This is a genomic window from Hominimerdicola alba 8 (assembly GCF_000178155.2).
Taxonomy (GTDB): domain Bacteria; phylum Bacillota; class Clostridia; order Oscillospirales; family Ruminococcaceae; genus Hominimerdicola; species Hominimerdicola alba_C.
Genome location: NZ_ADKM02000062.1, coordinates 102040 through 121892 on the forward strand (window position 1 = coordinate 102040; position 19853 = coordinate 121892).

Consider the following 19853-nt stretch of genomic DNA (forward strand, 5'->3'; position numbering starts at 1 on the left):
TGTATCACGAAATGCCGACAAGACCCTTAAACTGCGGGTCATTTCAGCTATGGTATCCCTCAGCGGCATCAATAGCTATGCCGATGCGCCTTTTTACGGCTCCCATCGAGGCGAAAGCGGCATCAGATACCATGATACACCTGCCTTTCCGTTACGCAAAACGACTATTCGCGCGGCTTATCGGATCATTTCTTCTCGGTGGTCTTATGGAGAGTCTTATTGATCTCATCGACCAGATTGGTGATATCACCGATCGAACTGTTGATGATGCCTGAACTCTCATTGGTGACATTTACATTATCGTCCAGTGCGCTGAAAGCATCTATGGTAGTTTCCAGAATGGTAACGAGCTGACCGACACTGTCTGCGTCCATCGTGGAGTTATCGTTACAGAACGCCACGACATTCTCCAGCAGATTTCTTACGACGCCCGCTCTCTCGCTGGTCTTGGTGGTAGACTCACCGATAGTTTCCATATTCTTCATGATATTATCAACGCCCTCTTTCAGCTTATCTGAAAGTTCAAGACATTCGTAAGTGATCTCTGCCAGTTTCTCATGCTGTTCTGCCAGCTGGCTGTGTCTTGCCACCATTATGCTCTTGGCATGGATAACGCAGTTATCGGGCGTATTCAGACCTCTGTAGATAGCTATAGCCATATCGCGGCATGATCTGTAGCCACATGCACGACAGTCAAAGTGCTTGTCATCTTCTTCGATCTTGCCCATGCTCTCATAAACATTTTCAAGCTGTCTTTCAGTGGGGACGGGTGTAGGAGTCACAGGCTTATAGTTTCTCAGGAAGTCATTGAGTTTCAGTTCATCATCGAACTTCTTGAAAAGTCTGTCATCGCCTCTGCCCATGAAGCCTGATTTACGGCGGCTCTTCGCCTCGTTCTCGACTTCTTTCATGGTTACCATCACATCGAACATTGTCTGGTTAGCGCCTGCGCCGGGTCCGATATTACAGCCGAACTCACAGGAGAGCACATCAAACACTTCGGGGTGTTTGAAGTCGGGCATCTCGGCATACATATCCAGTTCACGGTACACCTTGCCCACGCCCTCTGATGTAGTGATATTGATATCGGGGTTGTGGAGCCAGAGGTTATCTCTAAGTCCGCCCGGACGCGAATAGACAGCGCCCACCTGACCCTGCTGGTCATCGAAGCGGTACTCATAGTCATCGGTATTTGAAACGGGTATGCTTATGCCGTTTTTCTCGAAATACTCGCCCAGTTTCTTGAAGGTGACGTTATAATCAACAAGACCTGTTTCCTCGAACTCATATTTCTTGGCGATACATGAAGTCAGCGCCGCGATGGGGTTATTTCTGTTAAGATACTTCTTTATGTAAGTCGCGCTGCACAGAGTAGGGCTGTGTATAGGCGAGAGGTTAGCCAGCAGTTTAGGCTGATAAGTTTCAACATACTTGACGATGGAAGCGCAGGGCTGTGTTATCACGTTGCCTACCTTTTTCTGCTCGATAGCCCTCAGATGTGCCCATGAACAGATATCTGCACCGAAAGAGCCGTCATATATCATGCAGCCCTGTTTACGGAACCAGTCAAGTATGCCCTTCCACTTTGTGGGGAAGACCGCCTTGATAGCCGGGGTCGCAAGTATTATCATTTTCTCTTTCTTCATTCTGCTCATGCACTCATCGGTATCATCGATATAATCTCTCGCACCGTGATTACAGTTTTTAACACATTCGCCGCAGCCTATACACCTGTCATTATTGACCATTGTGATAAATCTGCCGCCATCGATTATCTTTGTGATATTCGCCTCAGGCGCAGGACATGAACGCACGCAGGCATTACAGCCAACACACTTATCAGGTCTGACAATAAGTAACTCACTCATAATACACACTCCTTACCGCCCGCACTGCGGGCATGCTAACACCCAATTTACCCTAAAAGTAAAATATATTTTATGACTATCCCTTTAGCACACCGATCATGTCAGCAATATCCTCTTTTCCCCGATATCAGGGGAAAATAAGACTGCCTACCATTGTCTGAGCCATCGGGACGACACTATCATTTTTTCAACTCATTAGCCTGTTTCAGCAGAGCACTGAGGTCAACGCCCGACTTTTTGCCGCCCTCAGCCGCTTTCTTTTCTTCGGGCTTTTTCTCTTCCGTCTTTTCTGCATCTTCGGCTGTTTCTTCTGTTTTTTCTTCTGTTTTTTCTTCGGCTGATCCTTCAGCCTTTTCATCAGCGTTATCAGCTTCGCTGTTCTCGGTTTCGCCGCCCTTGAGCGCACTTGCCTGCTTCATCAGTTCTTCGAGTTTCGCATTGGACTTTTTCGGCTGCTCGCCCGCTTTTCTCGATTCGGGAGCTTCGGGGAGATCCGCCTCGACCAGTTCGGGCACCTTAAATTCGGGAATGCCGCCCTCAGTCAGCTTGCTCTCGGTCTCTTTCAGCAGTTTTTCAGCTTCTGCGCCCCTTTCGGTTATGGCAGCAAGAGCCTCATTCAATGCAGCCATCTGCTTGCCGAGTTCCTCGACATCTGTGAGCATCGAAGCCCTGAGGTTATTGTTTGCTACCTTCATCTTCTCGGAAGAATTCTTTGTTTCCGCGTCAGTTTCGGCAGCCTTTTTCTCGGCTTCGTAGATTATCTCGGCAGCTGTATGGTTGGCATCTTCAAGCATCTCCTTGACCAGAGCCTCAGCCGCAGCCTTTTTATCTTCCGCTTCCTTATTGGCATTGCCGACCAGTGCATTAGCGGACTGCTGTGCTGCTATGAACACCTGACTCAGTGCCGCAGCTTCATCATCGGATTCATAAGCGCTCAGTTTAGACTTGACATCTTCCAGTTCCTTGACAGCAGCAGCGTGGCTCTCTTTAAGAGCAGCAAGTTCTTCTGCCAGCTTTGCCTTGTCTTCCTCAGCTGCTTTCAGCTTTGCGGAATTTGTTTCATTCTGCACCTGCAGGCTGGTCAGCTTGACCTTTTCCTGTGCAAGCACAGTTTCATGGGCTTTTTCCTCATCGCTGCCCTTCTTGTATTCTTCCATTATAAGTTTTGTTTCACGGAGTTCATTCTTGAGGTCAAACACCTGACCGTTCAGAAATTCCAACCTTTTTATAACTTCATTTCTGTCATAACCGCCGAACTCGACAGTCTTTATAAACCTGGTTTCCGCCATTCTATCATTCCTCCTGAAGCCGCATTTTTTTGCGGCAGCCTATTGAAAATTATACACAAATAAGGCTTATGCCTACCCTTTCATATAATTTATACTATTAAGTATAAAACTTTTTTTCACAATTGTCAATAGATTTTTTCACATATAAAGAAGTTTTTTCTACGTTTTATGCAAATAAGTTCAGTTAGTTTAGATTTGTCTTGTGTGACTGCCCAAAATTTGCGCCTTTCAACCAGTTTTGTCATTCACGATTTATTAAAACTGTACAAATTCATTCAGCTTTTCTGAACGCAGAAATTAGCTAAGTCTTTTTGTGCAACTTTGCTAAAATCACAGATTAACTCCGCCCATACATTTGTACGAACGGAGTATATCAACATATATTCAGATATTCTTATCTGTATCTGTTTTTTTCGGGCTTTACCAGTCATCTTCGCAATCTTTGATAAGCTGCTGCACCTCTTCATTAAAATACAGTCCGATATCGAACAATTTATCTGCCTGCTGCTTAGTGATCCTGCCTGTCAGCGAATAGACGAACTGCCCATGCTGACGCTGCATACCGTCCCACGAGTCGATTATTTTTATCCAGCCCGCCTTGCCCAGCGCCCTTTCGGGGAATTTTGCGCCCGGTATGAACCTGTCAGCCAGCATGATAGCACAGCGGTTATGGTTATAATAATCACAGGAATATGTATCGCCCTGCGGCGACATCCAGCCCAGCTTGAAGCTGTCGCTGTTCTTGAAAAACATCTTTTCCAGCGGGAGGGGGTATTTCTTATCCGACTCTATCACTTTGACGAAATTATAGTCGTCCTCTTTAAAGCGGTAATAGCCGCCTTTACCATCGAGCACTACGGGCAGCTGTTCTTCCTTGACCATCGTTTCAAAAGGAGTACCTTTCAGTGTTTCAAGTGTATCATGGTACTCATTGCAATAATAGCCTGCCGATGACTTATAAACAGCATATTTCTTCATAGTGCTCACCGAGCTCACCACCTTCCTGCTCACAGACTTTCCGCGCACAAGCTATGTGCCTGTTTCTGTCCATTCATTCACTATTCTATCACATTCTACCCGCTTTTGTCAATAGTTTAAACATACCATAACGGAAATCGCACATATCAGACAAGGCATATCTGCGAATAAGCGCGCAAAAAGGCGCGCAGACCTTTCATTCCGCGCGCCTGACATATATCATTTTCAGATATTTGCGAATGCCTGTTTCAGGTCATCGAGGATATCCTCGACATTTTCAAGACCAACAGAAAATCTTATCATGCCGCCGTCGATGCCTGCTGCTTTGAGCTGTTCATCGCTGAGCTGGCGGTGTGTTGCAGATGCGGGGTGCAGAACGCAGGTACGGATATCTGCGACGTGCACTTCGTTGGAAGCCAGTTTCAGGCTATCCATGAACTTGACAGCAACTGGTCTGCCGCCCTTTATCGAGAAGCTGATAACGCCAGATGCGCCCAGCGGCAGGTACTTCTGCACCAGAGGATAGTACTTATTGCCTTCTAGACCCGGATAGAACACGCTCTCGACCTTATCGTTGTTATTCAGATATTCTGCTACTATCTTAGCGTTCTCAACATACTGCTTCATACGTACAGGCAGTGTTTCCAGACCCAGATTGAGCAGGAAGGAGGAGTTAGCCGCAGGGTAGCAGCCGAAATCTCTCATAAGCTGCATCCTTGCCTTTACGATGAAAGGTGCGAACGGGTACTTCTCGGTATATACAGTGCCGTGATAGCTTTCGTCAGGCTCGGTCATGCAGGGGAACTTGCCGCTTGCTGCCCAGTCGAACTTGCCGCTGTCAACGATAACGCCGCCGACCTGTACAGCATGGCCGTCCATATACTTTGAAGTGGAGTGTATAACGATATCAGCGCCCCACTCAATAGGTCTGCACAGTATGGGGGTAGCAAAAGTGTTATCTACCACCAGCGGCACGCCGTTTGCGTGTGCTGCTTTTGCGAACTTCTCTATATCAAGTACAGTCAGTGCGGGGTTGGCGATAGTTTCACCGAACACCAGCTTGGTATTGGGCTTGAATGCCGCCATCAGTTCTTCTTCGGTGCAGTCGGGGTCAACATAGATGCACTCGATGCCCAGCTTCTTCATGGTTATGCTGAACAGGTTGATAGTGCCGCCGTAGATGGCAGTCGATGCGATAAAGCTGTCGCCGCTCTCGCAGATATTCAGTATAGTGCAGAGGGTAGCCGCCTGACCCGAAGAGGTACACATTGCAGCCACGCCGCCCTCCAGTGCTGCTATCTTCTTCTCGACAGCATCGGTGGTGGGGTTTTCAAATCTGCCGTAGATAAGGCTAAGTGTGGGGTCATCAAACACAGCCGCCACCGCATCGGTGGAGTCATAAACGTAGGTCGTGCTCTGTACTATCGGCACAACTCTCGGCTCTCCGTTTTTAGGGGTATAACCCTCATGCAAACATTTGGTTTCGATCTTCATTATTATCTGTCCTTTCGATCATATGTATATTTCAAGCTGAAATCGTTCAGCCTAATGTCGTATATTTTTGGGGGACTTTCCTGCCGACGCTATCGCTCATAAGATCTCAGCGAAGTTTTCATGCGCAGGGGGAGGTCGGCATCTGCACTGCGGGCATCACCTGTATAGGTATAGCTCAGTGTCAGCGTGCCGCCGTCTTCTGTCGGGTAGACAGCTTCCGCCGTCTGACTGCCGCTGTCGTTCTTCCCCAGAAAATATCTGCCTTTTACGCCGCATCTGCTTATCAGGTCGCCCTGTTCGCGCTCATCATATCCACCTGATCTGTCAGAAGCCTTAGCGCAGGCAGTTTCAAGGCTGACAGACGGGGCATACACCGCCCTGAATGTCAGTGCGGCGCTGTTGTCGGGGGCGTACAGTTCGTCCGTATCATTTGATGTCAGATAAAAGCCCGCTGTTGGCACGACTTCTTCAAGTCTGCCCTGTGCGCCGAAGTCAGCCGTGACTGTCAGGCTGTCATCAAAGCAGAAAGTCAGCAGGCTGTCCCATGCTTCACGCACGCGCTGTTCCTGCAAAGACTTGCGGACATTCTTATTTATCCTGTAGGTCAGGTTGAGGAAACTGCCGCTGTCAAGTTCGTATGAACCCGATATAAGGTCATAATCAGACAGCGAGGAATTGTGCAGGACATAGCCCCGTCTGCCCGCACCGACTTCATCGCGCCGCACCTCAACACCTTTTGACGGCGAATCAGCTTCGATGCCGAAGCCCAGAAATGTGAAAGCATTGGCACTGCCGCAGGGCATCACCATAGCGCCGAAGTCGCCCGCGTCACCTGCACTGCTGTACATTATCAGTCTGCCGCCGCTGTCGGGGTAGAGGTCGCACTCGCCCGTCAGGTCTTCATCGGGGCTTGTTTCGAGGTCGGCATAAAATTCTTCGGGCATACTGAAACGGAAGCCGTATTCCTCACTGCAAACTTCAAATTTGCTTTTTTCACGCCCGCTGACAGAACTGCCCGTATCGGTCTTTGCGGGCAGTTCATCTATACTGCCGTCAAACCCGCAGGCTGTCAGCCCAAAACACACCGCAAGGGCGATGATAGGCGCTCTTTTCATTTACAAGACTCTCTTTCTATCCGATATTATCTCACAGGTTCTTTCATGCGTCTGATGCACAGCACCCCTGCGGTCACCATGCCGACAAGCACCAGCACAGGAAAGCCGAAAAGCGTGATATACAAGGCGCTTTCGGGCGACATATCTTCGGTAAAGCCCAGCACGCCTATAAGCACGACCGCCTCCGCGAACAGTGTCAGGAACGCTGTCAGCAGTGCCGCGCCGAAATACATCACCCAGAAAGGCGGTATCATATCACGGTGAGCGGGAAACCTCTTTTTTGATGTGATGAATCTTATCGCAAACACAAAATGTGTCAGAAACAGCAGACAGCCCGCCGTGTATGCTATGGCGTTGTAGCCGTACACATAACCGCCCAGAAAGCCGACAGAATGACCGCCTATGCTTTTTTTGCCGAGAAGCTGCACCGCCGATGCCGCCGCACCGACGGGAACAGCCGCCAGCATACAAAAAATATCCTTTAAAAGTGTTTTTATATTTGTCTTTTTCATTTTGTCACCTCGCATCAAAGTCAGTTCACATGTATCGAATTGTAATCGACTTTGCTCATGCTGACTGCGCTTTCCATAGCTATCCTCGCGGCTTCGGTGACATTCATACTGCCGCCTGCCGTGAACACAGCCTTTTGCAGTGCTATGCCGAAAACTATATGCAGTTCGCCGTCCTCAGCGTAGTGATTTGCGACTTCTGCCAGCGGCAGCCACAGCCGCCCCAGATAGTCTGTCATGCTTTCGCCCACCTGACATGCACGCGGTCTGCCGAACTGTTCGCCGCCTGCCGTGTAGGAGATGTATCTGAAAATGTCGTTGACATCGGGCAGAGTGCCCCCGCGCTGTTTGACAGCGCCGCCTATCATCGACCACACCGACAGCTTTTCATTGACCAGCGGCTCGTTCAGCAGGTCACCGAAAAACAGCTTTCTTCCCTGTTTATCGGTCATCACTGTAAATATCTGATCTTCTGTCAGGTGGTTCTTCTTCATGAACATCACCCGCACATCTTTCTGGCAGGCATACCCTGCCAGCGAACCAACTGCGCAGACAAGCGACTGCGGATGTATCTCGCCGCTTCCGCCGCGCATGGCATTGACCAGCCTTTCCAGCACTGCGTCAGCACCCTTTTGCAGTTTTGCTATGTCCAAATTTTTTCACTGTCCTTATTACGTATTTTATGCCCTCAAAGTACAGCACAGCCGTACCGATGCCGCCTGCGATGCCTGTCACCAGTCTGCGCGGGTTGTCAGACTCTTTTATGCCCAGCTGTTGTATCAGCCAGTCGGTGAAAGTAACGCCGCACAGAGCGACAGCCGCCCATGACGGCAGTTTCTTCCGCTTAAACAGCAGTGCAGAAGCGATGATATGACCTGCCAGCACGCCTGTGCATCTGGCACAGACAGGCATCTGCCACTGACCGATGAAAAAGCTCCTGTCAGCCCGCTGGTGACAGCCGCATCTTTCGCCGTACTCCATCGCTTTGAGCCACAGCTGTTCCTTTTGCTGTGCCGTCATGCCTTGAACTTCTTATCACAGTTCGGGCAGACCCAGTATGCGCGGGTCTTGGTTTCGATCTTGGTATCCTTACCGCACAGACCGCACAGCAGTCCCACAGGACCCATTATAAGATACCCGCAAATACCGCTGCAAACGCCGTAATCGCCGCCTTTTGTGGTAGTTTCGTTTATAAGGCGGCAGTCGGGACAGCCGCACTTGGGGCAGACTTTGCCTGTGTAACCGTAGTTATTATAGCCGTAATTATTATAATCCATGTTATCTCCTTAGGTTTATGTATATGTCCCCGCACAGTGCGGGGACAGCATCGCTATATTCTTTTATCATTTATGACTATCCCTTTAGCACAACATCTGAAAATGCGGCAAACAAAAGGATAATTGAGCGTTGTATATCTTTCCCCCGCCTGCGGCGGGGGAAAGATATACGCCAAGAACCTTAAGTCCTGTATAGCCGCTGTTTTTGTGGTGTGTCAGCGGGATAACCCTGTTATCTTTTATACGTTTATCTCTGCCACATCGTCGGAAACGCCGTTAGCTTCGATTATGGGCTTTACGACATTATCGATGAACTCATCGACCTGCTGGGGGCATCTGCCGATGTAGTTTTCGGGCTTCATTATCTCAGCCAGTTCTTCGCGTGTTACCATGAAGATAGGGTCAGCCGCAATGAGGTCTGCGAGGTCGTTGTCAAGACCGTCTTTCTTGACATGTTCGCCTGCTATCATCGAAAGTTTTCTGATATGCTCGTGAAGTTCCTGTCTGTTGCCGCCCTTTTCGCAAGCGTCCATGATTATGTTCTCGGTAGCCATGAAAGGCAGTTCAGCCATAACGCGGCGGGTGATCATCTTGTCATATACCACCAGACCGTTATCGGGGTCGGTAACGTTGAGCATGATGTTCAGTATAGCGTCAACGCCGAGAAAAGCCTCAGCCACAGAGATACGCTTGTTTGCGGAGTCATCAAGAGTTCTCTCGAACCACTGTGTACCTGCGGTGAATGCGGGGTTGAGGACATCGCAGATAACGTATCTTGCCAGCGAGCAGATACGCTCATCGCGCATGGGGTTTCTCTTGTAAGCCATAGCGGAAGAACCTATCTGGGTCTTCTCGAAAGGCTCTTCTATCTCCTTGAAAGACTGGAGAAGTCTGATATCGTTGCCGAACTTCATGGCACTCTGCGCGATGGCAGCCATTACCTGACAAACCGCAAAGTCAACTTTTCTCGAATAGGTCTGACCCGATACAGGAACGACTGCGTCAAAGCCCATTTCCTCAGCGATGAGTCTTTCAAGTTCCTTTACCTTGTCGGTGTCACCGTGAAACAGTTCCATGAACGATGCCTGTGTGCCTGTTGTACCCTTTGAGCCCAGCAGTTTCAGTCTGCCCATCTGGAAATCAAGGTCTTCCAGATCCATGACCAGTTCGTTGCACCAGAGAGTTGCTCTCTTGCCCACTGTGGTCAGCTGTGCGGGCTGGAGGTGGGTATAAGCCAGACATGGCAGACCCTTATACTTGTCAGCGAACTTAGCCAGCTGATCTATTACCTTTACCAGCTTTCTCTTGACTATCTTCATGGCATCGCGCATGATGATGATATCTGTGTTATCGCCCACATAGCAGGAAGTTGCGCCCAGATGGATTATCTTGTCGGCGTTGGGACAGCACTTGCCGTAGGTATGTACATGCGCCATTACATCGTGGCGCACCAGCTTTTCTTCCTCAGCCGCCATAGCGTAGTCGATGTTGTTGACGTTTGCTTCAAGTTCATCTACCTGTGCCTGAGTAACGTTCAGACCCAGCTTCATCTCAGCCCTTGCCAGAGCTACCCAGAGCTTTCTCCAGGTGGTGAACTTCTTGTCAGCCGAGAAGATGTACTGCATCTCCTTGCTGGCATATCTTGTGCAGAATGGTGATTCATAGCTGTTGGTTGACATAGTGATTACCTCTTTCGTTTTATCGTTTAGGGCGTTCTGCCTGTCCGCGCACGAACAGGTACAAAACATGAAATACAGATTTATTATAGCACATATCGCCTGAAAAATCAAGGCGGCGTAAGACATATGATATTACTCTGACATACCATAGCAAAAAACTCTGTATCTGAGGGTATTTTTGCACAAAAAAAGTGTGCAGTCAGCCTGTGACTGCACAACTCTGTCATGAAACTTTTGCTTTTTCAGCCATATCCTCAGCGAAGATGCCGTAGCCCCTTGTGGGGTCATCGATAAAGACATGGGTGACCGCCCCGACAAGCCTGCCGTTTTGTATCACGGGCGAACCGCTCATGCCCTGAACTATTCCGCCTGTTTCTTTCAGCAGGCGGGGGTCGGTGATGTGTACCACCATATCATGTTCGGCGCTCTCGCTGAGGTCGATATGCTCTATCTCGACATCGTAGGCAACGGGATTTTCGCCGTCCAATGAACTGTATATCTGTGCCGCGCCGCGCACTATCTCCTGCTTGTAGCCCAGCGGAAGGGCTTCTTTGTCATCGGGACAGTTTTGCAGAGTGCCGAACAGACCCTCACGGCAATTGAGAGTTATCTCGCCCAGCACTTCATCACCCGAAAATTCGCCCACCAGCTGACCTGGACAGCCCTCAGCAGAGGGGACAAGACCTGTTATCTCGATATCACCCACCGCACCCTCTGAAAGGGGGAGTATCTCTTTTGTGTCGCTGTCGCAGACAGGGTGACCCAGACCGCCGAATGCACCTGTGTCAGCGTCATAGAAAGTCAGTGTGCCGATGCCCGCAGAGGAATCCCGCACCCACATGCCCGCCTTATAACTGCCCTCGCAGTAGGTCGGCATAAGTGTGAGGGTCATATCTTTGCCGCCGCGTTTCAGCCTGACCTCACAGCCGTTTTCGCGGCAGGTTCGCACAGCTTCGGAAACATCGCGGTTAGAGCGTATATTCTCACCGTTCATGGAAATAATTATATCACCTTTTCTTATCCCGCATTCGCGGGCGGGACAACTGCCGCCGACTTTCGTCAGTTCGACCACTATGACACCGTCTGTCAGCAGTTTGATGCCGAAGGCTTCGCCGCAGGGCACAAGCATCGGGCGCGGTTCGCTGACTGCTGTGACATTCTTTACAGGGACGCTTCCGAACAGCAGAAGGGTGCTCTCGCCCGAATGTGAAGACCGCCCCGAAATATCTGTGAGGGCGGTGGTATAACACTTTCGGGCGGGGCGGGAGGATATTCCCAAAAAGGTGTTCAGGGTGAGTTCTTCGCCGCCGGCAATATTGTAGCTGTCGGGCAGTGCCTTGTCATAAAAGCCGACCGCTCCCATCAGCCCCATAACTGCCGCCGCGACCGCAGCGGCGGTGCGTCTTGCTTTTGTTTTTATCTTCATCTGCATCTTCCTTTGCTTTGATATCAATTTTTATGATCATCTCTTTAGCACACTGACAAAAACGCCTATACCTATATAAGAAACATCGAGTTGATGTCATACTTTGCCCGCCGCAGACGGGGAAGTAAGAGCGCCAACTGTTTCAAGTTCTTATATGACATCTTTTATTTTGGTGTGTCTGCGGGATAACCACATTCGTTTTTTGCATTAAGGCTGATATTTCATGAAAAGCGAACTGTGCCGATAAAATATCTGCCGATATTATTTTTGACCGATGATGAAATTTCATGCGGCGGTGTGCATAAGTATTATTTGTATTGGCAGAAGCGGCTGAAATTTGCGCGAATAGCAAAATTTTCAAAAATGCGCCTTGAAATGCCGTGAGATATGTGCTATAATATTTTACGTTTATTCGGTACGACCATTTAAATATGTGGTCATCCCGCTGACACACCACAAAAACAGCGGCTAAGGGGCGCTCAATTATCCTTTTGTTTACCGCATTTTTATAGCGATCCGCCTTAAAATTCAGACAGGATCCAGTCACAAAACCCATAGATCACAGCTTTTGCGACCGGATCTTGTGAATTTAAAAAGTTGGATCGCTATAGTTGGTGTGCTAAAGGGATAGTCATATTTAAATATTATCACGAAGCAGAGGTAAAATATGTCAAAAAAAGACAGACTTAAGGCTCAGGCACAAAAGCAGATACTTGAACGCCGTGAGTTGGAAGAAGAAGAGCGGGAAGCACGCGAAGCCGCCCGTCACAAGCAGAGCAAGTCGGCTAAAAAACTGCTCAACAAGACTAAATACGGCAGGTACGGAAAGGAACCGCTTGGCTTTCTGTTCATACGCCTGCTGATGCTCGTGCCGTTTGCGTGGTCGGGCATATACTACGGACTTATAATGATATTCGGCACTTTCGGCGGGTACATAGAACCTCAGCCTCCGACTTGGGTCGGGTGGTGCATGCTGGCGGGCGATCTGCTGGTGCTGGGCGGCATCATCACCGAGTTCTGCAAAAAGCACATACCCGCATTTATCGTCATTTTCGCAGGTACAGGGCTTTATCTGAGAGCGGCGCAGTATTTCATCGACTACCTCAGCGACAGGCTGGACAAGGTGTGGGTCGAGGAAGGCATGAAGTCGATAAACACCGAGTACATGAAGCACCATTACCCGATGGCGGCTGTGGCGGCGCTGGAACTGGTCATACTGGTATGGTGGATAATACTGAGGATACTTGCGGCAAAGCGGGCACAGCATCTCAGGGATACAGCGCCCGTCAAGTCGATAGTGGAGGAATGATGTATGTCAACAAAGAAAGTGTTAATTGTGATATTTACGGCGTTGATGGTGTTAGTTTCTACGGTAGCACTGGTGGTGGGGATATCAGCATTCAGGCTGATAAAGCGCTGTACCGAGAGCGTGAGCGCCGAATTCATCGGGTATGACATAGTCAAACGTTCAAGTACAGGCAAAAGCAGCTACAAAAACTACTACCCGAAATTCAGGTACGAATACGGCGGCAAGCTGTATGAGGTGACCGGAAGCAACACATACGCCCGCGACAAGGCTGAGGGCTATGTGCAGGAGATATACATAGACCCTGATTCGCCCGAAGATTTCATAGACCCCGAAAACAACAACAAGCTGATACCCACGATCTGTGTGGCGGCGGGCATTTTTATGGATATACTCGCGTTATATCTGATAATAGATGCTGTAAAGAACGGGAAATAGGCGTGAGGTCTGCTTTTCACGATAATGTGAGAGGCAGACTTTTTTCATGCGGTGCGGGAATGATGCAGTCACCGCATAGCAAGAACGCGCTTAGACGGCGTCCGGCGGGCGCATCAGCGGAAGGCGGTGTTATTTACGGCGGGTATCTTCGCGATATATCTTGAAAGAACAGGAAATAGGCGCAAAGTCTGCTTTTCACGATAATGTGAGGGGCAGACCTTTTTTCATGCGGCGCGGGAATGATGCAGTCACCGCGCAGCGAGAACGCGCTTAGACGGCGTTCGGCGGGGAATATCAGCGGAAGGCGGTGTTGTTTACGGCGGGTATGGGCATACGGCGGGAAAGATGCCCCCGACCGATGCGGCGTATCAGCGCAAAAAGCCACAAATTTTAATAAATAATGCTTGACAATGATATTATACGGTGGTATAATTGATTTTGTATATTTTAGGCGCGGGTTAAATAGAACAGCCCCCGCTAAGAAAAGGTGTGTGAAAAATTTGAAGTACGAAGAACTGGCAGGAAAGCCGAACATTCCCGAAATACAGGAAGATGTCCTGAAATTCTGGAAAGATGAGAACGTATTTGAAAAATCAGTCAACAAGGAAGCCCCTGAGGTAGTTTTCTATGACGGACCTCCCTTCCCCACAGGCAAGCCCCATCACGGCACTATACTGGTATCCTTCATCAAGGATATGATCGCCCGCTACTGGACGATGAAGGGCTACAAAGTCCCCAGAGTATGGGGCTGGGACTGTCACGGTCTTCCCATCGAAAATCAGGTGGAGAAAGATCTCGGCATCGACGACAAGAACTATATCGAAAATACACTTGGCATAGACAAGTTCAACGACAAGTGCTTTGAGCTGGTGAGCGGCAACAACGAAGCATGGAAAGAGTACGTTGAGCAGATGGCGCGCTGGGTAGACTACGACGGCGCTTACAAGACCATGAACCCGACTTTCATGGAGAGCGTTATGTGGGCGTTCAAGCAGTGCTATGACAAGGGACTCATCTACCGCGATTACAGAGTTACCCCTTACTGCACCCACTGCGAAACTTCGCTGTCCATCTCCGATACAAGAGAGTCTGACTCTACAAGACCACGTCAGGACAGATGGATAATCGCTAAGTTCAAGACCGAAGAGGTCATCGACGGCAAGCCTGTGTTCTTCCTGGCATGGACGACCACTCCCTGGACACTGCCGTCTAACCTGTGTCTGGCTGTGGGCAAAGACCTTGACTACGCTTTCTGCGATGTGGGCGAGGAGATATTCATAGCTTGTACCGCAGTGCTGGGCAGATATGACAAGATATTCGGCAAAGAGCCTAAGATAGTAAAGACCGCTAAGGGCGAAGAACTGGTGGGCAGGACTTACGAGCCGCTGTTCCCATACTTTGCAGACCTGAAGGACAAGGCATTCAGAGTAGTTACTGCTGACTATGTAGGCGCTGACGAAGGTGTGGGCATCGTACACACCGCTCCCGCTTTCGGTGAGGACGACTACTGGACATGCAAGAACAACGGCATACCGCTGGTCAACCCCGTTGACGCTAAGGGCAGATTTACTGAGGAAGTCACCGACTTCTATGAGCCTGACGGCGAAAAGAACGTTATTGAGATGAACCCGACTGTTATACGCTTCCTGTACGAGCAGGGCAAGGCTGTGGCTGACGGTACTATCGAGCATAACTATCCCCACTGCTGGAGATGCAAGCGCCCGCTCATCTACAAGGCTATGGACGCTTGGTACTTCGACGTTACCAAGATCAAGGACAAGCTGATAGCCCAGAACGAACTGATAAACTGGGTGCCTGAAACTGTTAAGCACGGCAGATTCGGCAAGTGGCTGGAAAATGCCCGTGACTGGAACATCTCCAGAAACAGATACTGGTCTACTCCTATACCGATATGGGAGTGCGACAAGTGCGGCAAGAGAGTCGTGCTGGGTTCTATCGACGAGATAGAGGAAAAGAGCGGCGTAAGGCTTACGAACCTGCACAGACAGTACATGGACAAGATAAAGTTCAAATGCGACTGCCCCGACTGTGACGGCACTATGGTAAGAGTACCCGAAGTTCTCGACTGCTGGTTCGAGAGCGGCTCGGTGCCTTTTGCACAGAAGCACTATCCTTTCGAGAACAAGGAGTGGTTCGATTCACACTTCCCTTCCGATTTCATAGTTGAGTATACAGGTCAGATAAGATGCTGGTTCTACTACCTGCATGTACTGAGCGTGGCACTGTTCGACAAGCCATGTTTCTCAAACTGCGTGGTACACGGTACTATCCTTGCTAAGGACGGCAAGAAGCTGTCAAAATCTTCAAGGAACTACACCGACCCGATGCAGCTGATGAAGAAGTTCGGCACTGACGCATTCAGGCTGTATCTCTATCAGACAAACGCTATGCTGATAGGCGACTTGCAGTTTGATGACAACGGCATTTCCGATGCACTCCAGCAGATAATCTTCCCGCTGTGGAACGCATGCAACTTCTACATCAGCTACGCTAATATAGATGATTTCAAGCCTGAGAGCCTGACACCTCCGACTTCCGACAACCAGCTTGACCGCTGGATGCTGGCTAAGCTGTGGGAGGCTTCAAACGCTATCAGCAAGAATATGGACGCTTACTTCGTAAACAAGTATGTCGAGAACCTCATCGAGCTGGTAGACGGTCTGACCAACTGGTTCATCAGACGTTCGAGAAGACGTTTCTGGGAGAAGGGTCTGAGCGAGGACAAGAAGAACGCTTACGAAACACTGTACTATGTACTGGTGAACATGTGCAAGCTGTTCGCTCCTGCCGCGCCTATCATAGCTGAAAAGCTGTACAAGACACTGACAGGCGGCTACTCGGTACATCTGGAGAGCTGGGCTGATATACCCGACAGCTTCCGTGATGACAAACTGCTGGACGAAGTTAAGCTGGTCAGAAATGTCATCTATCTGGCAAGGTCTATCAGAAGCAAGAACAATGTCAAGAACCGTCAGCCGCTGAGCGAACTGTGCGTTGCGCTGAGCGAGAGCGAGGGCAATGCGGTAGTTGAGAGTTTCAAGGATATCATCGCGGAAGAACTGAATGTCAAGAGCGTGAAGATACTCGAAAGCGCAGAGAGCGTGGCTGAGATAAAGTATGCGCCTAACTTCAATGAGATAAGGAACAGATATCCCGACAGGATACCGGACATCATCAAGGCTGTCAAGAGCGGCAAGTTCGCACTTAAGGGCGACAAGGCAGTACTGAACATTGGCGGCACTGAGGAAGAGTTCGACGGCGAAGTTATACTGGTGACCTATCAGGCTAAGGCAGGTCAGCATGTGGCTTCCGACAAGGGCATAGTAGTTTCACTTGACCTGACCATCACAGACGAGCTGCGCGATGAAGGCTTCGCAAGAGATATCGTGAGAAGCATTCAGGACGCACGCCGCAAGCTGGGCTGTGCCATCACCGATAAGATAACCATGAAGCTGGAGGGCGATGTGCCTTCTGCATGGGTGGATTATATCTGCGGTGAAACTCTGTCAGACAGCGGTGATATCGCTGAGGCTGATACTTCCTACGAAGTTGAATACGAAGACGGCAGAAAGGTGACCGTTTCGCTGAAAAAGTAAAATAACGCTTTCACACCCCGTTTCCGCCAGGCGGAGGCGGGGAGTGATGTTTGAAAGGAAAGCTCATAAATGAAAGAATTACCAAAGACTTATGACCCCCGCGAAGTAGAAAAGCGTACCTACGAAGCGTGGGAGAAGAACGGGTGTTTTCGCGGGGTAGCCGACCCCAAGAAGAAGCCCTATTCGATAGCTATGCCGCCCCCGAACGTTACAGGTCAGCTGCACATGGGTCACGCTGTTGACAACACCATGCAGGATATACTGACACGTTTCAAGAGAATGCAGGGCTATGCCGCACTGTGGATACCCGGTACCGACCACGCCGCTATCGCAACAGAAGCAAAGATCGTTGAGGCTATGCGTCAGGAGGGGCTGACTAAGGCTGATCTGGGCAGAGAAAAGTTCATGGAGAGAGCATGGGCGTGGAAAGAAAAGTTCGGCGGCAGGATAGTTGAACAGCTGAGAACACTTGGTACTTCCTGCGACTGGGAGCGCGAGCATTTCACTATGGACGAGCAGTGCTCTAAGGCTGTGCTGGAAGTATTCGTAAAACTCTATGAAGAGGGTCTTATCTATCGCGGCAACAGAATGGTAAACTGGTGCCCGAAATGCCAGACTTCAATATCCGATGCGGAAGTTGAGTATGAGAACAAGGACGGCAATTTCTGGCATATCCTCTACAAGGTCAAGGAAACAGGCGAGTTTCTTGAGATAGCAACCACACGTCCAGAAACGATGCTGGGCGATACTGCCGTTGCTATCAATGCGGAAGACCCGAGATACAAGCATCTGCATGGCTGCCATGTCATACTCCCCCTGCTTGACAAGGAGATACCCATAGTATGCGATGAACACGCTGATATGGAAAAGGGTACAGGTGTCGTTAAGATAACCCCTGCCCACGACCCCAACGACTTTGAAGTTGGTCAGAGACATTCTCTGCCGAGCGTAAGATGCTTCACCTACGACGGTCACATGACGGGCGCTGAGGACAAGGCGGCTTATGAAGAACTGAAAGCCAGCGGTCTGATGACTGAGGGCGAGCCTGAAGTCCTTGACTGCGGCAAGTATGCGGGCATGACCACCGCTGAGGCGAGAAAAGTCATTGTTGCCGATCTGGAGGCGCTGGGTCTGCTGAAAGAGGTAGAGCCGCTGAAACACGATGTCGGCACATGCTACCGCTGTCACTCGACTATCGAGCCGATGATTTCAAAGCAGTGGTTCGTTAAGATGAAGCCGCTGGCTGAACCTGCTATACAGGCTGTTGAAGAGGGCAAGATAAAGTTCGTGCCCGAAAGATTCACCAAAACTTACCTCAACTGGATGAGGGGCACACGCGACTGGTGCATCTCCCGTCAGCTGTGGTGGGGTCACAGGATACCTGCGTGGTACTGCGATGACTGCGGCGAGATAAACGTTGCAAAATCTGCACCATGCAAGTGCAAGAAGTGCGGCAGCACAAACCTGACACAGGACGAAGACTCGCTGGATACATGGTTCTCATCGGCACTGTGGCCTTTCAGCATACTGGGCTGGCCTGACAAGCAGTCTGATGACTTCAACTACTTCTACCCCACAAGCACACTGGTAACGGGCTATGATATAATCGGTTTCTGGGTAAGCAGAATGATCTTCTCGGGTCTGGCTTACACGGGCAAGGCACCTTTTGACACTGTGCTGATACACGGTATCGTAAGAGATTCTCAGGGCAGAAAAATGTCGAAGTCGCTGGGCAACGGTATCGACCCGCTGGTAGTTATCGACCAGTACGGCGCTGATGCACTGAGATTTATGCTGGTACAGGGTTCTTCACCCGGAAACGACATGCGTTACAGCGAAGAAAAGATAGTTGCGATGAGAAACTTCACCAACAAGATATGGAACGCTTCACGCTTCCTGCTGATGAACATGACCATCGACAAGATAGAACTGCCTAAAGAACTGACTCTGGAAGACAAGTGGATACTCTCAAGCCTTAACAAGGTGGCTAAGGAAGTTACTTACAACCTCGAACACTTCGAGATGGGCGTTGCCGCACAGAAGGTCTACGACTTTATCTGGAACAGCTTCTGCGACTGGTATATCGAACTGGCAAAGAACCGTTTCAACGGCGATGACGCACAGGCTAAGAAGAATGTTGAGAACGTGCTGGCTTACGTGCTGACAGATATACTCAAACTTCTGCACCCGTTCATGCCTTTTATCACTGAGGAAATTTATCAGGCGCTCCCCCACGAGGAAGGCTTCCTGATGATGCAGAGCTGGGTAGACTACAAGCCCGAACTGGATTTCCCCGAAGATGAAGCAAGAATGGAGAAGATAATGGAAGCTGTACGCGCTGTACGCGAGTGCCGCTCGGGTCATAATGTGCCCAACTCCAGAAAGGCTCACATAACCATCGTGACTGCGAACACTGCTGATTACGCTGAGGCAGGCGACTTCCTGAAGAGGCTGGCAAGCGCATCGGAAGTTACACTGACCACTGACGAACCTGCTGATGCAAGCGGCATGGTCACTGTTGCCACTGCTGATGCGAAACTCCTTCTGCCGCTGAGAGAACTGGTGGATATAGAAGCTGAAAAGGCGCGTATCACTAAGGAACTCGAAAAGGCTAACAAGGAACTGGATTTCGTAAACAGCAAGCTGAACAACGAAAAGTTCATGTCAAAAGCCCCCGAAAAGGTGGTAAACGAGATACGCGAGAAGGAAGTCAAGGCAAAAGCGCTGGTAGCTAACCTGACCGAGATGCTCAATAATCTCTGAACATAACAGCGAACCCCCTGAGAATATATCTCAGGGGGTTTTTCTTTCATATAAAGTTGGTCGCCCGACCGCTTTGACTCGCGCATAGCTTTGT

General features: G+C 49.8%; 15 protein-coding genes. 4 read left to right on the plus strand and 11 right to left on the minus strand.

The features are described 5' to 3' along the window. Positions 1 to 185: 185 nt before the first annotated feature. The 11 genes from CUS_RS05840 to spoIVB all read right to left on the minus strand — a co-directional run bounded on the left by CUS_RS05840 (position 186) and on the right by spoIVB (position 11635). A complete protein-coding gene (locus CUS_RS05840; RefSeq protein WP_002848484.1) occupies positions 186 to 1868 on the minus strand; it encodes a [Fe-Fe] hydrogenase large subunit C-terminal domain-containing protein in 1683 nt (560 codons plus the stop codon). A gap of 179 nt (positions 1869 to 2047) precedes the next feature. Beyond that, positions 2048 to 3157 carry a hypothetical protein gene (locus CUS_RS05845; protein ID WP_002848169.1) on the minus strand — a complete coding sequence of 370 codons (1110 nt, stop codon included), beginning with the start codon at positions 3155 to 3157 and terminating at the stop codon, positions 2048 to 2050. A 420-nt stretch (positions 3158 to 3577) separates the two neighbouring features. Then, entirely contained in the window at positions 3578 to 4135 is a 558-nt protein-coding gene (locus CUS_RS05850; protein WP_037276757.1) for a hypothetical protein, read from the minus strand. 225 nt (positions 4136 to 4360) lie between these two features. Beyond that, positions 4361 to 5629 carry an O-acetylhomoserine aminocarboxypropyltransferase/cysteine synthase family protein gene (locus CUS_RS05855; protein WP_002848627.1) on the minus strand — a complete coding sequence of 423 codons (1269 nt, stop codon included), beginning with the start codon at positions 5627 to 5629 and terminating at the stop codon, positions 4361 to 4363. 89 nt (positions 5630 to 5718) lie between these two features. Then, positions 5719 to 6744: a hypothetical protein gene (locus CUS_RS05860; RefSeq protein WP_002848654.1), complete on the minus strand. Its 1026-nt coding sequence runs from the start codon at positions 6742 to 6744 to the stop codon at positions 5719 to 5721. A 26-nt stretch (positions 6745 to 6770) separates the two neighbouring features. After that, positions 6771 to 7256 (minus strand): hypothetical protein, encoded by a 486-nt coding sequence (locus CUS_RS05865; RefSeq protein WP_002848246.1) that lies wholly within the window; start codon positions 7254 to 7256, stop codon positions 6771 to 6773. 20 nt (positions 7257 to 7276) lie between these two features. Further along, positions 7277 to 7906: a hypothetical protein gene (locus tag CUS_RS05870; protein WP_002848522.1), complete on the minus strand. Its 630-nt coding sequence runs from the start codon at positions 7904 to 7906 to the stop codon at positions 7277 to 7279. Next, entirely contained in the window at positions 7875 to 8273 is a 399-nt protein-coding gene (locus tag CUS_RS05875; protein WP_002848556.1) for a DUF2085 domain-containing protein, read from the minus strand. Before CUS_RS05875 ends, CUS_RS05870 begins: the two co-directional genes overlap by 32 nt. Further along, complete coding sequence (locus CUS_RS05880; RefSeq protein ID WP_002848310.1) at positions 8270 to 8530, minus strand: hypothetical protein; 261 nt, start codon at positions 8528 to 8530, stop codon at positions 8270 to 8272. The genes CUS_RS05875 and CUS_RS05880 overlap by 4 nt, the downstream gene beginning before the upstream one ends. Before the next feature lie 239 nt (positions 8531 to 8769). Further along, positions 8770 to 10209: an adenylosuccinate lyase gene (gene purB / locus CUS_RS05885; protein ID WP_002848348.1), complete on the minus strand. Its 1440-nt coding sequence runs from the start codon at positions 10207 to 10209 to the stop codon at positions 8770 to 8772. Positions 10210 to 10432: 223 nt separating this feature from the next. Continuing rightward, positions 10433 to 11635, minus strand: coding sequence for a SpoIVB peptidase (gene spoIVB / locus CUS_RS05890; protein WP_002848264.1), 1203 nt, complete (start codon positions 11633 to 11635; stop codon positions 10433 to 10435). A gap of 667 nt (positions 11636 to 12302) precedes the next feature. Between spoIVB and CUS_RS05895 the strand changes: the two genes are divergently transcribed. The 4 genes from CUS_RS05895 (at position 12303) to CUS_RS05910 (ending at position 19759) form a co-directional block, all read left to right on the plus strand. Continuing rightward, positions 12303 to 12944 carry a hypothetical protein gene (locus tag CUS_RS05895; RefSeq protein WP_002848254.1) on the plus strand — a complete coding sequence of 214 codons (642 nt, stop codon included), beginning with the start codon at positions 12303 to 12305 and terminating at the stop codon, positions 12942 to 12944. 3 nt (positions 12945 to 12947) lie between these two features. Continuing rightward, positions 12948 to 13379, plus strand: coding sequence for a hypothetical protein (locus CUS_RS05900; protein WP_002848518.1), 432 nt, complete (start codon positions 12948 to 12950; stop codon positions 13377 to 13379). A 491-nt stretch (positions 13380 to 13870) separates the two neighbouring features. Next, positions 13871 to 16996, plus strand: a complete 3126-nt coding sequence (gene ileS / locus CUS_RS05905) for an isoleucine--tRNA ligase (RefSeq protein WP_227945243.1) — start codon at positions 13871 to 13873, stop codon at positions 16994 to 16996. Between the two features lie 69 nt (positions 16997 to 17065). Continuing rightward, the gene (locus CUS_RS05910) at positions 17066 to 19759 is read left to right on the plus strand and encodes a valine--tRNA ligase (protein WP_002848373.1); all 2694 of its coding nucleotides are present in this window, start codon (positions 17066 to 17068) and stop codon (positions 19757 to 19759) included. Positions 19760 to 19853: the final 94 nt, after the last annotated feature.

Coding starts and splice junctions, on each gene's coding strand:
- CUS_RS05845 (WP_002848169.1), bottom strand. CDS start 3,157: ATGGCGGAAACCAGGTTTATAAAGACTGTCGAGTTCGGCGGTTATGAC.
- purB (WP_002848348.1), bottom strand. CDS start 10,209: ATGTCAACCAACAGCTATGAATCACCATTCTGCACAAGATATGCCAGC.
- CUS_RS05860 (WP_002848654.1), bottom strand. CDS start 6,744: ATGAAAAGAGCGCCTATCATCGCCCTTGCGGTGTGTTTTGGGCTGACA.
- CUS_RS05840 (WP_002848484.1), bottom strand. CDS start 1,868: ATGAGTGAGTTACTTATTGTCAGACCTGATAAGTGTGTTGGCTGTAAT.
- CUS_RS05900 (WP_002848518.1), top strand. CDS start 12,948: ATGTCAACAAAGAAAGTGTTAATTGTGATATTTACGGCGTTGATGGTG.
- CUS_RS05855 (WP_002848627.1), bottom strand. CDS start 5,629: ATGAAGATCGAAACCAAATGTTTGCATGAGGGTTATACCCCTAAAAAC.
- CUS_RS05850 (WP_037276757.1), bottom strand. CDS start 4,135: ATGAAGAAATATGCTGTTTATAAGTCATCGGCAGGCTATTATTGCAAT.
- CUS_RS05880 (WP_002848310.1), bottom strand. CDS start 8,530: ATGGATTATAATAATTACGGCTATAATAACTACGGTTACACAGGCAAA.
- CUS_RS05910 (WP_002848373.1), top strand. CDS start 17,066: ATGAAAGAATTACCAAAGACTTATGACCCCCGCGAAGTAGAAAAGCGT.
- CUS_RS05875 (WP_002848556.1), bottom strand. CDS start 8,273: ATGACGGCACAGCAAAAGGAACAGCTGTGGCTCAAAGCGATGGAGTAC.
- spoIVB (WP_002848264.1), bottom strand. CDS start 11,635: ATGAAGATAAAAACAAAAGCAAGACGCACCGCCGCTGCGGTCGCGGCG.
- CUS_RS05865 (WP_002848246.1), bottom strand. CDS start 7,256: ATGAAAAAGACAAATATAAAAACACTTTTAAAGGATATTTTTTGTATG.
- CUS_RS05895 (WP_002848254.1), top strand. CDS start 12,303: ATGTCAAAAAAAGACAGACTTAAGGCTCAGGCACAAAAGCAGATACTT.